Below are 12526 nucleotides of genomic sequence, written 5' to 3' on the forward strand. Positions count from 1 at the left end.
TTTAGCGGCCCGGCGCGGTGGCATGCACCCAGATCAACGCGCCCTCTTCGACCGGCACCTGTTCCCCCGTGGGCGCGGTCATCGGCGCATCGGCCTCGGTCAGGGCGGCAAAGCCCCACCAGCCCGCCAAAGGCATCGCATAGGAAAAGGTGCCATTGGCATCGGCGGTGATGACTTGGGTGACGAACGCATCATTCGGCGCGCTCAGGCTGCCCTCATTGACCCATTCCACCTCAATCTCGGCAAAGGGAACGGGCGCATCGCCCTTCATCACCACCCCGGAAAAGAGATTGCCCGCCCAAAGCCCGGTGGGGCGGGTCAGCGGACGAATTTCAACGGGCAAACCGATCATCTGATCCCAGCCTTCCCCGCTGGCCCAGCTATCGACCACGACTTTTGCATGATGCACGATCATCTTGCCCTCTGCCGGTTCCCAATAGGGCTGCGGGGTCGCCCAAAACACCGCCGCACCCGGCTCTGGCAGATCGGCCCGCAGGGTCCAGGCCATCGCATCGCCCTGCGGCGCCTCGGCCAAAGCGGCGGAAAGATCGGTGGCGACACCGCCCGCGACCATCCCGACCGCGGCGGGGCGATCAAGCTGCATGACAGGCCCGCCTTCGAACGGGTGGGTAAAGGTCAGATCAAGCGTCACCCTGCCGCCCTCGGGCAGCACATCGGCAGAAGGCAGAAGCTCAAGAAAATGCGCTTGTGCGGGCGCAGCGGCGAGCCAGAGCGCGGGCAGACATCCAAGGGCAAAGGTGCGGGCAACGCGAAGCGGCATGGCAGTCTCCGTTGGTATGATTTTTCAAAACATTAGTCATACCGCGCAGCTACACAAGTGAAAATCGTTGCCTTGAGGCGAAAATTACAGGAAAATCAAAGCGGTAAGAAAATGACCACTGGAAAGAAAGGGTTTCCATGCAGCGCATCACGATCACCCTGACCGATGAAATCGCTGAAGAGCTTGATCTTTTCATGGCGCAAAGCGGCGCGGGCAACCGCTCGGAAGCGATCCGCGATCTGGTGCGGCGCGCACTGGCCACCCGCCCCGATGCCCCGCCCGAGGCGCCCTGCCTGGGGGTGATGTCTTGCACGGTCGATCAGTCGGTGCGCAACCTTGGCGCGCGGCTGGCCCAGCGGCGGCTTGATACGCATGACCGCACCTTGGCCGCTTTGTCAGTGCCGCTGGATCATTCCACCTCTTTGGAAATCGAGGTGACGCGCGGCACATTGGGCATGCTGACCCGCGCGGCAGAGGCGCAATTTCTGGAACGCGGCGTGGCGCATGGCGCGCTTGCGCTCATTCCGGTGGGGCAAGACGGGGCCCGGCACAAACACCCGCAGCCGGATGGGGAACACGGGCATGGCCACGAGCACAGCCATACGGTCGTGCAAACAAGCTTTCGCCCCACCACGGCGCCGACGACCCCGGATGCGTCGTGAAACCGTTACGTAAACGTTAACGGCGCGTCGCACAGCCGCTCTAGCACGGCCTCACCCCAACCATATTGGAACAGGTGAGACCCATGACATTCAAATCCGCCCTGCTTGGCGCGACCGCGCTGCTGGCCCTGCCGACGATGACCTTCGCGGCCGATATCAGCTTTTCCGAAGTGCCCTTTGCCGCCGATGATGCCGCCAAACGCGCCGTGACCGCTTCGGATAAAATCGTTATCGACGGCACCGAATATGCCATTGGTTACAACATTTTGGCCCGCACCGGCGACAAGATCGGCACCGGCACCTTTGGCGCTTTGGTCGATGAGACCGGCGCGATCGTGACCGAGGAGGACGGCTCGCAAGCGCTGTCGGTCGATGCCGATTTCACCTCGTTTCTACCGGTGGGCGACAAGCTTTACTCGATCACCCATTTCGAATCGCGCCCCGGGGCGATGTATCTGAGCGAATTGACCCAAGACGCCGATGGCAAACTGACCCCGGTGTCGACCAAACCGATCGAGTTTAAAGATCTGGGCGGGCTTTGGGTGCCCTGCGCGGGGTCGGTGACGCCGTGGGGCACGCATCTGGGCTCGGAAGAATATCCGGCCGATGCCCAAGGCATCGAAATGGCGACCGCGCTTGAGGAAATCGATGACTACTACAAGCCGATGGTGCGCTTCTTCGGCGTCGATCCAGCGAAAATGGACCTTGCGCAGTTCCGCGACGTGTTCAACCCCTATGCCTATGGCTACCCGACCGAAATCACGGTGAGCGCGGCGGGCGAGGCCACGGCGGCCAAACACTATGCCATGGGCCGCGTCGCGGTTGAGCTGGCCTATGTGATGCCCGACCAAAAAACCGCCTATATCTCGGATGACGGCACGAATGTTGGCCTGTTCAAATTCGTTGCCGACGAAGCGGGCGATCTGTCGGCGGGCACGCTTTACGCTGCCAAATGGGTACAAAGCTCGGCGGAAAACGGCGGCGCGGCGGCGCTTGAATGGGTTGACCTTGGCCATGCCACCGATGCCGAAATTGCCGAAGCCATCGCCAAGAAACCGGCGTTTTCGGATATCTTTGAAGTTGCGGACCTTGGCGAAGGCGACACCTGCGGCGAAGGCTTTGGCGCCTCGAACGCCGAAGGTGTGAAACAATGCCTGAAGGTGAAACCGGGCATGGAGGCGGTGGCCTCGCGCATTGAAACGCGCCGCTACGCCTCGATGATGGGGGCCACGACTGAATTCCGCAAAATGGAAGGCATCACCTATAACCCCGACCAGCATGTGCTGTATCTGGCCATGTCGGAAGTGGCCAAAGGGATGGAAGGCGGCGACAAGCGAGACCTTGCCTCGCGCGATGCGATTGCGCTGCCCGCCAATAAATGCGGCACCGTTTATGAACTGGCGCTGGATGACGCCTTCAGCGCGACCGAGATGAAAGCGCTGATCTCGGGCATGCCGCATGACTATGCCGAAGATGCGCCCGAAGCGGGCAATAGCTGCGATATCAACGGCATCGCCAACCCCGACAACATCACCTATATGCCGGGCACCAACACGCTGATCATCGGCGAAGACACCGGTTCGGGGCACCAAAACGACGTGATCTGGGCGATGAACCTCGGTTCGGGCGACATCACCCGCGTGTTCTCGACGCCTTACGGCTCGGAAACCACCTCGCCCTATTTCTACCCGAACATCGGCGGGCATGCCTATCTTACCGCCGTGGTGCAGCACCCCTACGGGGAATCGGATGAAGACAAGCTGCAAGACGCCGCCGATGCGCGCGCCTATGTGGGCTATATCGGGCCGATGCCGGCGCTGGACGCGAAATAAGACCTCGCAATGACCTGTGCGGGGAGGGTACGCCCTCCCCGCAGTTTTTTTGCCTGCCCGGAGAAGATGATGCGCCGCGCCCCTGCCCTGTTTTTGCTCATGCTTGCCCCGAATTTTGCTTGGGCCGAGCCGATGCAGGTGGATTTGAAATCAACGGTGCTGAGCAACCCGACCGCCTATATTCCCCCGCAATGCTACACCAAAACCGAAGATGCGGCCGGGGGCGTGCATAACCCCTGTTTCACCTGCCATGTTTCAAGCCGCGCACCGCATTACATCAATGATGCGGATCTGCAGACGGCCTATAGCTTCCCCGAACCCGCACTAGAAAACCCGTGGACGAACCTGTTTGTGGATCGCCGCGCGGCGGTGGCGCGGGTGAGCGATACCGAGATTTTGGCCTATATCCGGCAAGGCAATTACCTTGATGCGGCAGGCACCAACCTTTTGGCCGAACGGCTGGAGCATCTGCCCCCAGACTGGGATGTGGATGGCAATGGCACATGGGACGGGTTCACCCCCGATGTCGCCTACAACTTTGACGCGGAAGGCTTTGATATTGGGGCAGACGGGCAGATGACCGGCTGGCGCGCCTTTGCCTATTATCCGCTCAACGGTGCGTTTTGGCCCACCAATGGCGCGACGGATGATGTGATGATCCGCTTGCCCGACGCCTATCGTCAAACCGAAGACGGGCGCGAAAGCCGCAGCGTTTACAAGGTGAACCTTGCGATCACCGAAGCGCTGATCCGCCGCGCACCGGTGCCGATTGAACCAACGGATGAGCGCCCTTTAGGCGTCGATCTGGATAAAGACGGCACGCTTGGCCAAGCGCTCAACATCGCCTTTGACTGGGCCCCGAAAGAGGGACGCAATATGTCCTATGTGGGTCGCGCGCGCGTGCTGCAAGCGGCGGGCGAGGCTCCTTTGGCTGCCGGGCTTTACCCGCTTGGCACCGAGTTTTTGCACACGGTGCGCTATATTGATGTGGATGAGGTGACCGGGCAAATCCGCATGGCGGCCCGGCTCAAGGAATTGCGCTATATGCGCAAGACCCGCTGGCAGACCTATTTCGACCGCCAAGAAGGCGCGCTGGCCGAGGCAAAAGAACGCGACAGCTTCCCCGACCGGATCGCGCTGTTTTTTGGCTCGTCAGAAGTGGGGGTCAGCAATGGCACCGGCTGGCGGCTGCAAGGGTTCATTGAAGATGCAACGGGCGATCTGCGCCCGCAAAGCTTTGAAGAAACCGTCTTTTGCATCGGCTGCCACGGCGGGGTTGGCGCCAATGACGACGACACTTTCGCCTTTCCGCGCAAGCTGGCGGGCACCTTGGGCCATGGCGGCTGGTGGCATTGGAGCCAGCGCGGGCTTTATGACATCCCCGAAATGATCCGCGCCGATGGGGCGCCCGAATATGCGCATTATCTGGCGGAAAACGGTGCGGGGGATGAATTGCGCGGCAATATGGAGGTGATTGACCGGTATCTGACGGAAACGGGCGATCTGCGCCCGGACCCGGTCGCCGCCTTTCGCGCCGATGTTTCGCAATTGCTTTATCCCTCGCGCAAGCGCGCGCTGGCGCTGAACAAAGCCTATCGGGAGATCGTGCGCGAACAGAGCTTTGTAAAAGGCCGCGACGCGACGCTGACGGAGCAAGAAAACGTCCATCGCAGCGTCACGCCCGATCAACCGACCGCGATCACCCGCCCGCTGACCGCGTGGTATGACTAACCCCCCGGACCGCGCCCGACCCGGTTCGGGCGCGGCTCAGGCGAAAAGATCAAAGCCCGTCAGGCTGGTATCACCGATCACGGGATGCAAGATCGTTCCCGCGTCATCGCCCAAAAGACTGGTATCGCCGATGACCGGATGCAGGGTTGACCCAGCATCGCCGCCGGCAAAATCGGTATCTCCGATGACCGGGTGCAAGATCGATCCTGCATCGCCCTGCCCCACCGGCGCGGTAAAAATGAAGCTGTCGTTGTCCATCTGTTGTCCTTTCACGGTGCAGGCCCAGCATGCCGAAACCGCGAAAAGCGCGCCATTCCCCGGTTGGGGAATGGCGCTGCCGGATCAAAGCCAAAACAGGCTCAGAAATCTTGATTCTTAAGCAATTGCGCCGGGATCGCCAGCCCTGCCCCGATCGCGCCAAGAGTGAAAATCACCCGGATCATGCTGATGGCCGCATCGGTCAACAGGGCACTTGGCTCCGGCGCATTGGGCACGGTCAGCGCGAAAAGGCCCAGCAACGCTTGGCCCAAAAAGGCGCCCGGCACCATCGGGATGCAGCCCGCCAGCGCCACCGCATTACAGGCCGGACCCAAGCGGCGATGCAAAAAGGACACCGCGCAGCTTGTGACCATGGCGGCGGCGAAGGTCGCGCCTTCAAGGCTCCACGCCATATCTTGGCCCAAGGTGCGCACCGCAAGCGCCAGCGCCCCCGCGGCCGCGCACCACGGCAAGGCCCGCAAACCGAAATTGAACAGCACGCCAAACCCGGCGGCGGCCAGCGCGCCAAACAGGGCCTGATGGGCAAGATGCGGTAAAAGCTCCATCATAGTCAGCCTCCCATGCCCAAAAGCACCTGCGCGCACCACACGCCGACCGAGGCGAAGATCATCACCATCAGCACCCAGACCGCACGCGCGCTGCCCATCGTCGGATAGCCGTCCATGATATCGGTCTGCGCATTGGTCGAGGGCACACCGGGCACCAAAAGCAAGATCGACGCCATCATCGCCAATTGCGTGGTGGCACTGCCCAAAAGCCAGGCGCCAAGCCCGCCCAAGGTGGCGGCGATAAAGGCAATGGCCCCGGCCACCAGAAAGACGTTGACGCCGCGATGCATCAGATGGTGGCGCAGATATTGTCCCACGGCCCCTGCGGCCCAAACCGGGCCAAAGGCGGCCCAATCGATGCCCAAAAGCCGCCCGAACGAGGCGCAGGCCAACCCCACCGCCAGCGCAGTCAGCCATGCCGAATGGCGCGGGGTTTCACGGGCCAGGCGGTCCAATTCCGCTTCGACCGCCTCAACGCTCATATTCTCGCGTGCGGCACGCGAGCAAAGCGCCCGCACCGCCAGATCCAGCCGGTGGTTCACGCCCAGCCGCCCGACCTGCAACATGCGGGTGATCGTATTGCCCTCGGCATGCAGCGTCATCGCAATCGAGGCATAGCCCGAGCGCAGTCCGACCGTTTCGGCCCCGAACCCCTTTGCGATCATCGTAATGCCGCGATGCACCACGCTAACCGAGGCGCCGCTTTCCATCATCATTCGTCCGGCCCTTAGGGCCGTGGTTGCATAGCGCTCTAGCGCGCGGTGGCGCACCACGACCGGGTCTATCGGCGCATCAGTCTCGTTCATGCGTGCTTCCTTTCGGGCTGCACCTAGCAGCCTAACCGGGGCCAGACAATCGCGGAACAGGCCCTGCATGGCGGCCATGCGCAGCACAACACGCAAAGCGCCACGATCCCTTCTTTACGGGGGCGGGATGTGCAAAGCTTGCGCCACAAAATCGGAAAGGACCACCATGACGCTTCCGCTTCTGGGCACCGCATTGCTTTATGATCATTTCGCAACCCTGCGCCCTTGGATCTGTGATGCGGGCCGGGCCATCGAGATTCAGGATTTCGTCACCCCCAACCTTGGCGAGACCGAAACCGCCGATCTGATCGCCGCGTGGCAGCGGGTGCTGCCCGCGCAAACCGGGCCACGCGGTATCCACGGGCCGTTCTTCGGGCTGGATCTGGGCAACCCCGACCGGGAAATTCGCGCGATCATCACCCGCCGCTTCCTGTGGGGGCTTGAGATCGCCGAGGCGCTTGCGGCCACGCATATGGTGGTGCATTCGCCCTTCAGCTATTGGCTGCATCTCAACCGCGCGAATTACCCCCATATCGAACCCGCGATTTTTGATGCCGCCGCCGAATGCCTTGCCCCCGTGCTGGCCCGTGCCGCCGATGTGGGCTGCACCTTGATGCTGGAAAACATCGATGACACGGACCCAAGCGCCCGGGTGCGGTTGGTGCAGACGCTCGATCATCCGAACCTGCGCGTGTCGCTGGACACCGGGCATGCCGAACTGGCGCATGGGCAATATCGGGCACCGCCGGTGGTGGATTTCATCGCCGCGGCAGGCGATCTTTTGGGCCATGTCCATTTGCAAGATGCCGATGGCTACGCCGATCGGCACTGGCACCCGGGGGATGGCCGCATTCCGTGGCGGCCGGTTTTCACGGCACTGGCTGAATACGCCCAAAATCCGCGCCTCATTCTAGAGGTGCGCGGCGATCATGCCCGCCTGCCCGAAACGGTGGCGCGGCTGGAAACGCTGGGGCTTGCCCGATAGGCGCACGGGTTGGCACGCAACTTCCGCGCGACACGAGGCAACCGGGCGTGGTAGCCTTGTTGGTGGAAGGACCGATTCATTTTATCGAGTGGGGGGCTACGCATGAGCCACTTTCGTAATTCGGTTGATCAGATCGTCGACCGCTACGCGCGCCTACACAAAATTGACCCAATGTCATTCGACGAAGACTGCGTGCGCCCCGCGCTGCGGCTCAAGGATGCACAGGACATTGCGGGCCTTGACCGCACCGAATGCCTGATCGTGGAATTTCACCGCGATCAATTGATTTCAGATCGCAAGATGATCGATCTGCTGCGCCGCCATCAAAAAGAAGTCACCGGTCGGCATTAAGGCCCGCCGGTTTTTGGCCCCGGTTTCCTTTCGGGCTGGGGGAAAGTGGCCATAAGGCTGAAAAAACCATGTGATCGCTTGTTGTCGGGGCCCGTCAGGCCTATGCCGGGGCATGCGTATTCTTGACAATATCATCAGTGATCGCGGCTCCAAATATGCCGTTTCGGGCGGGCCTTGCGGCTCACCGCAAGAGGCGCGCGCCTTCGTTCAGGCGCTGTGCAAAACCAAGAAATTCGCCAAGGCCACGCATCATTCTTGGGCCTTGCTGACGCCAGAAGCCCCGCTGAAGAATGACGATGGCGAGACGGGCGCGGGCATGGTGATCTTGCGGATGCTGGAACGCGAGGGGCTGCACGATCATCTGATCGTGGTGACGCGCTGGTTCGGGGGCAAGCATCTGGGCGGCGACCGTTTCCGCCATGTGCAAGACGCCGTGCGGATCTACCTTGATGCCCTAAAAGCAGAGGCCCCCGATCACGGGTAAAGTGACGATGCAGGGCCACCCCATCGCACGACAGGATGGCCCAATCCCCAAGAAACCGCCCCTAGCCGCCGAAATGCAGGCTCTTGACCTCTTGGTAATCTTCAAGGCCCAACAGGCCGCCCTCGCGCCCATTGCCCGAGGCTTTGTAGCCGCCAAAGGGCGTGCCCCAGCCCAGCCCGCCGCCATTGATATGCACCGCCCCTGCGCGCAGCCGCCGGGCCACGCGCTCGGCGCGCGCGGGATCACCGGTTTGCAGATAGGCGGCAAGGCCATATTCGGTGGCATTGGCCAGCGCGATCATTTCCGCTTCATCCGCCGCAGGCAGGATCGACAGCACCGGGCCGAAGATTTCCTGCTTGGCAATCGTCATCTCGGGGGTGACATCGGCAAAGACCGTGGGGCGCGCATACCAGCCGCGCGGGCACTCATCGGGCTTCCCCGGACCGCCCGCCACCAGCCGCGCGCCTTCGGCGATGCCCGCCGCGATCAGTGCCTGCACCCGCTCCCATTGGATCTGGTCATAAAGCGGGCCAAGGTGGTCACCCTCTTGCTTGGGATCGCCCACTTGCGTGTCTTGCGCGGCGGCGGTGGCGATCTCCACCACCTCGTCATAGCAGGCGCGCTCCACGATCAAGCGGGTGGGCGCGTCACACGATTGCCCGGTGTTCAGGAAACACTCGCTCACCGCATAGCGCACCCGATCCGCCAATGCCGCGCCGCAATCGGCGAACACCAGATTGGGGGATTTGCCCCCCAGTTCCAGTGTCACGCGCTTGACCGTATCGGCGGCGGATTTCGACACCGAAATCCCCGCCCGGGTCGAGCCGGTGAACGACACCATCGCAAGGCCCGGATGGCGCGCCAAAGCATCGCCCACCTCGGGCCCGGTGCCATGGATCAGCGCAAAGGCCCCCGGCGGCACCCCCGCCTCGTGCAGGATTTCCGCGTAAATCTGCGCCGATAGCGGCGTAAACTCGGACGGTTTCAAGATCGCCGGGCAGCCGGCGGCCAGCGCGGGCAACACCTTGAGCGCGATCTGGTTGATCGGCCAGTTCCACGGCGTGATCAGCCCGACCGGCCCGATCGGCTCGCGCGTCATCTTATCGCCGTTGGAAAGCTGCCAGCGTTCCTCTTGCCCCTCCAGCGCCTCGATAAAGCCATCGGCATGGCCGATGCCCGCCTCGGCCTGCATCTCGCGCGCCATGGTGATGGGCGCCCCCATTTCGCGGCACATCGCTTGGGCCAAGTCTTCCTTGCGCGCGGCGGTCAGTTCCCGAATACGGCGCAACAGCGCCAAACGGTCCGCCTTGGGCCACAGCCCAAAGCTTTCAAAAGCGTGGGTGGCGGCCTTGACCGCCCGGTCCACATCGGCGGCGCTGCCCAGCGCCACCGTGCCGATCAGCGCATCTTCGGCGGGGTCCATGATCGGCATGGTCTCGCCCCCGGCGGGGCTTACCCATGCGCCATCGATGTAAAAACGATCTGCAGTCATCGCAGGGTCCTTTTGTTCCGCCGCAAACGGCAGCGGGTCATCTGTGTTTTGCAAGCTGCACGGGGTGCTTAGACCGGGCGACCGCGGATCGTGCAGACCTCATGATAGATTGCCGCCTCGCGGTCGGCATCCAGCATTTGCTGCGCCTCGCTGGCCGAGATAGGCTCTGCCCCCGCCGGGTCACGGTAAAAGGCGCAGCGGAAATCGTGGTCCAGCCCGGTGCCCCCCAGCGCCTTTTCCAACGCGACGAAGAAAGAAATATCCGTCCCGGCATGCTGGCGCACGATCTGACCTTGCAGCTTTTCAGGCGTGTAGCCATTGGCCTCGAACATATCAAACAGCACCGGAACGCCAACCCGCGCCCCGAAATTAAGGATCACATCGGCCTTTGGTGCACGCGCGCGCAGACGCCGCAGCAATGCCTCGTTCAGGCCCAAACCAACGGCATTGAAGGGGAATTCCTCGAATTCGGTCCACGGGTAGTAATGCGCGATATGGTCGTCTTCGCGCACATCCGCCCCCTCGCCCAATTCGGTGCGGTGCAGTTTGCGAAAGGCATCAAAGCGCGGATCGCCCGGGCAGGCGACCTGTGGCAGACAGCCGATCACCGCATCCGTTTGCGCAATTTCTTCCTGCGCTTCGGGCGTGTCGATCAGGCTGACCGCCCCATGGACCGGGTGGAACAGATGCGCCTGTTCCGGCGCAAGGCTTTGCACATTGCGTTCGGCCAGATCGGCCATGCGCGGGTCAAGGTCACTACCCGAAACCCGCGCGGCGCCGCACAGCCGCAACAGGAAAGCCGCATTCGCGCCGGTGCCGATCCCCACCTCATAGACACGCTTTCCGGCAAGATCGGCCTTTTCCAAGGCGCGCTGAAAAGTCTGCGTCCAAGGATCGCTTGGGTCAAAGGCGAATTCGGGGGCATGGGGGGTGGCGTCGCTCTCCAGCTCGTCAATTTGCGGTGCGGTCAAGTCTGAATGGCTCATGTCTCTTCCGTGAAAATAGCAAGGGCGCCGCCGCAATCGGCGGCCCCCATATCAATCCAGCAGCAGCACGCTGCGTGCATCGCCGCGCAGGCAATGATCCGAGCGCATCGAGGCGGCATAGCCGCCCGCATTGATCAGCGCGATCACATCGCCCTCTTGCGGGTCGGGCAACGGGTGATCTTCGGCCCATTTGTCGAGCGCCTCGTTGACATTGCCCACAAGAGTGAACGGGCTGGGCGCCGCGTCGCGCGGGGCGGCGGGCACCGGCTCGCAGGGCAGGCCGTAAAAGGCAGGCTCCATCGCAAGGTTGAACCCGGCATCAAGGCCCAGAAATTCCACCGCCTTGCGGCGTTCGCGATAGGTGACAGAGGCAAGCAGCACCCCCGCATCCTTGATCAGAAAATCGCCCGGCTCGACCGAAACGGTCAGCCCTGCGCCGCCATAGGCCTGCGCGATAGTCTTGGCCCAAAGATCAAGATCCAGCGGTGCATCGCTGGCGCGATGCGGCACGCCCAGCCCGCCGCCGATGTTAATATCCGTCAACCCGGGCAATTGCGCGATGAAGGCGCGGCTCGCCTCCAAAACAGCGGCGAATTGGGTCATTTCCCGATCCAGATAGCCGCAGCCCGCATGGAAATGCAGCCGGGTGATGGTCAACCCGTGCTTGCGCGCAATCTCGATCGCTTCGGGCAGCCGGTCCAGATAAATCCCGAATTTCGTGGCCGCCGTGCCGCTATATTGCAGCATCTCGCTGCCGCCATAACCAATGCCACGGTCGGGGTTGATGCGCAGCCCGACTTTGCGCCCGGGGCAGATCTGCCCAAAGCGGTCCAGCGCGGCCAGCGAGTCGAAATTGATCGCGATCCCCTCGAACCGAGCCAGCGTTTCGATATCGGCGCGGCTGAGCGAGGTGCCGGTGAAAGAGATATCTTCTTCACGAAAGCCGCAAGACAGCGCATGCAGCAATTCTTCGGGCGAGCAGATATCGGCCCCGCACAGCCCCTGCCCCGCAAGGTAAGACAAAAGCTGCGGCGTGCGATTGGCCTTGATCGCGTAATAAACCCGGTGATCCAGCCCGGCCCGGTCCAAGGCGCGGTGCAATTGGCCCAGCTTTTCAGTGACGCGGGGCGCGCGGATCACATAGGCGGGCGTGCCGATCTTGCGCGCCAAAGCCTCCAGATCGGCGGTGCCAAGATGCAGATGCCCACCCCGCAGGGCCAAATCGTCGCGTTGCCACCATGGGGCCGTCGCGGCGGCGGGGGCCGCAGCCGCAGTCTTGGGTAACTCTACCTCTGTCTCAGACATGTCGAGCCGTCCCTTGCGGCGCCGATCGCGTCTTGGCCACGGGGCCTTCGGGTGCTTCGGCGCTCGAATAGACCAGCCGCACATCTGTGCTTTCGCCGGTCAGGCACGCGGCGACCCGGTCGGGCGCGGTGCAGGCGCGATCAACCAAAACATCCAGCGGCAAACCACAATCTTGCCGGCCGACGACCGCTTGTTTGATCCGCAGCACCGTCAGGGGGGCCGAAAGGCCACGGCAATCGATGAAGCTTGTCGGTTGGCTCATGTTTCGTCTCCTTCGTTCTCTG

At 62.7% G+C, this 12526-nt stretch carries 14 protein-coding genes; 6 read left to right on the forward strand and 8 right to left on the reverse strand.

From position 1 onward, the window contains the following. Nucleotide 1: 1 nt before the first annotated feature. Nucleotides 2-781, reverse strand: a complete 780-nt coding sequence (locus CKO11_RS11655; protein ID WP_223638738.1) for a DUF4198 domain-containing protein — start codon at nt 779-781, stop codon at nt 2-4. Nucleotides 782-918: 137 nt separating this feature from the next. Between CKO11_RS11655 and nikR the strand changes: the two genes are divergently transcribed. The 3 genes from nikR to CKO11_RS11670 all read left to right on the forward strand — a co-directional run bounded on the left by nikR (nt 919) and on the right by CKO11_RS11670 (nt 5006). Then, nucleotides 919-1443 carry a nickel-responsive transcriptional regulator NikR gene (nikR, locus tag CKO11_RS11660; protein ID WP_223638740.1) on the forward strand — a complete coding sequence of 175 codons (525 nt, stop codon included), beginning with the start codon at nt 919-921 and terminating at the stop codon, nt 1441-1443. A gap of 83 nt (nt 1444-1526) precedes the next feature. Beyond that, complete coding sequence (locus tag CKO11_RS11665; RefSeq protein WP_223638743.1) at nt 1527-3275, forward strand: PhoX family protein; 1749 nt, start codon at nt 1527-1529, stop codon at nt 3273-3275. A gap of 69 nt (nt 3276-3344) precedes the next feature. Beyond that, nucleotides 3345-5006, forward strand: coding sequence for a hypothetical protein (locus CKO11_RS11670; protein ID WP_223638748.1), 1662 nt, complete (start codon nt 3345-3347; stop codon nt 5004-5006). Nucleotides 5007-5042: 36 nt separating this feature from the next. Here CKO11_RS11670 and CKO11_RS11675 read toward each other — a convergent pair whose 3' ends face one another. From CKO11_RS11675 to CKO11_RS11685, 3 genes are all read right to left on the reverse strand, one after another. Continuing rightward, a complete protein-coding gene (locus CKO11_RS11675) occupies nt 5043-5264 on the reverse strand; it encodes a hypothetical protein (protein WP_223638751.1) in 222 nt (73 codons plus the stop codon). 101 nt (nt 5265-5365) lie between these two features. Continuing rightward, on the reverse strand, nt 5366-5833 hold the full coding sequence (locus CKO11_RS11680) for a threonine/serine exporter family protein (RefSeq protein ID WP_223638767.1): 468 nt from the start codon (nt 5831-5833) through the stop codon (nt 5366-5368). A gap of 2 nt (nt 5834-5835) precedes the next feature. Beyond that, nucleotides 5836-6639 carry a threonine/serine exporter family protein gene (locus CKO11_RS11685; protein ID WP_223638769.1) on the reverse strand — a complete coding sequence of 268 codons (804 nt, stop codon included), beginning with the start codon at nt 6637-6639 and terminating at the stop codon, nt 5836-5838. Between the two features lie 166 nt (nt 6640-6805). Here CKO11_RS11685 and CKO11_RS11690 point away from each other — a divergent pair, with 166 nt between their 5' ends. The 3 genes from CKO11_RS11690 to CKO11_RS11700 all read left to right on the forward strand — a co-directional run bounded on the left by CKO11_RS11690 (nt 6806) and on the right by CKO11_RS11700 (nt 8459). After that, on the forward strand, nt 6806-7624 hold the full coding sequence (locus CKO11_RS11690; protein WP_223638779.1) for a sugar phosphate isomerase/epimerase family protein: 819 nt from the start codon (nt 6806-6808) through the stop codon (nt 7622-7624). Nucleotides 7625-7726: 102 nt separating this feature from the next. After that, nucleotides 7727-7975 carry a hypothetical protein gene (locus CKO11_RS11695; RefSeq protein ID WP_223638813.1) on the forward strand — a complete coding sequence of 83 codons (249 nt, stop codon included), beginning with the start codon at nt 7727-7729 and terminating at the stop codon, nt 7973-7975. 112 nt (nt 7976-8087) lie between these two features. Next, complete coding sequence (locus CKO11_RS11700; protein WP_223638815.1) at nt 8088-8459, forward strand: YigZ family protein; 372 nt, start codon at nt 8088-8090, stop codon at nt 8457-8459. A gap of 61 nt (nt 8460-8520) precedes the next feature. Here the strand turns inward: CKO11_RS11700 and CKO11_RS11705 are convergent, their stop codons facing one another. From CKO11_RS11705 to CKO11_RS11720, 4 genes are all read right to left on the reverse strand, one after another. Then, complete coding sequence (locus tag CKO11_RS11705) at nt 8521-9951, reverse strand: aldehyde dehydrogenase family protein (RefSeq protein ID WP_223638818.1); 1431 nt, start codon at nt 9949-9951, stop codon at nt 8521-8523. A 68-nt stretch (nt 9952-10019) separates the two neighbouring features. Further along, complete coding sequence (locus tag CKO11_RS11710) at nt 10020-10937, reverse strand: methyltransferase domain-containing protein (protein ID WP_223638821.1); 918 nt, start codon at nt 10935-10937, stop codon at nt 10020-10022. A 51-nt stretch (nt 10938-10988) separates the two neighbouring features. Beyond that, nucleotides 10989-12242, reverse strand: coding sequence for a diaminopimelate decarboxylase (locus tag CKO11_RS11715; protein WP_223638824.1), 1254 nt, complete (start codon nt 12240-12242; stop codon nt 10989-10991). Beyond that, nucleotides 12235-12504 (reverse strand): hypothetical protein, encoded by a 270-nt coding sequence (locus CKO11_RS11720; RefSeq protein ID WP_223638828.1) that lies wholly within the window; start codon nt 12502-12504, stop codon nt 12235-12237. Before CKO11_RS11720 ends, CKO11_RS11715 begins: the two co-directional genes overlap by 8 nt. Nucleotides 12505-12526: the final 22 nt, after the last annotated feature.

It is taken from the genome of Rhodobacter sp. TJ_12 (assembly GCF_020023995.1).
Lineage (GTDB): Bacteria > Pseudomonadota > Alphaproteobacteria > Rhodobacterales > Rhodobacteraceae > Rhodobacter.

What these genes read in the sequence shown, in the direction of transcription:
- CKO11_RS11720 (WP_223638828.1), bottom strand. Translation starts at nt 12,504, where the DNA reads ATGAGCCAACCGACAAGCTTCATCGATTGCCGTGGCCTTTCGGCCCCC.
- CKO11_RS11710 (WP_223638821.1), bottom strand. Translation starts at nt 10,937, where the DNA reads ATGAGCCATTCAGACTTGACCGCACCGCAAATTGACGAGCTGGAGAGC.
- CKO11_RS11690 (WP_223638779.1), top strand. Translation starts at nt 6,806, where the DNA reads ATGACGCTTCCGCTTCTGGGCACCGCATTGCTTTATGATCATTTCGCA.
- CKO11_RS11670 (WP_223638748.1), top strand. Translation starts at nt 3,345, where the DNA reads ATGCGCCGCGCCCCTGCCCTGTTTTTGCTCATGCTTGCCCCGAATTTT.
- CKO11_RS11685 (WP_223638769.1), bottom strand. Translation starts at nt 6,639, where the DNA reads ATGAACGAGACTGATGCGCCGATAGACCCGGTCGTGGTGCGCCACCGC.
- CKO11_RS11705 (WP_223638818.1), bottom strand. Translation starts at nt 9,951, where the DNA reads ATGACTGCAGATCGTTTTTACATCGATGGCGCATGGGTAAGCCCCGCC.
- CKO11_RS11695 (WP_223638813.1), top strand. Translation starts at nt 7,727, where the DNA reads ATGAGCCACTTTCGTAATTCGGTTGATCAGATCGTCGACCGCTACGCG.
- CKO11_RS11715 (WP_223638824.1), bottom strand. Translation starts at nt 12,242, where the DNA reads ATGTCTGAGACAGAGGTAGAGTTACCCAAGACTGCGGCTGCGGCCCCC.
- CKO11_RS11655 (WP_223638738.1), bottom strand. Translation starts at nt 781, where the DNA reads ATGCCGCTTCGCGTTGCCCGCACCTTTGCCCTTGGATGTCTGCCCGCG.
- CKO11_RS11665 (WP_223638743.1), top strand. Translation starts at nt 1,527, where the DNA reads ATGACATTCAAATCCGCCCTGCTTGGCGCGACCGCGCTGCTGGCCCTG.
- CKO11_RS11675 (WP_223638751.1), bottom strand. Translation starts at nt 5,264, where the DNA reads ATGGACAACGACAGCTTCATTTTTACCGCGCCGGTGGGGCAGGGCGAT.
- CKO11_RS11700 (WP_223638815.1), top strand. Translation starts at nt 8,088, where the DNA reads ATGCGTATTCTTGACAATATCATCAGTGATCGCGGCTCCAAATATGCC.
- CKO11_RS11680 (WP_223638767.1), bottom strand. Translation starts at nt 5,833, where the DNA reads ATGATGGAGCTTTTACCGCATCTTGCCCATCAGGCCCTGTTTGGCGCG.
- nikR (WP_223638740.1), top strand. Translation starts at nt 919, where the DNA reads ATGCAGCGCATCACGATCACCCTGACCGATGAAATCGCTGAAGAGCTT.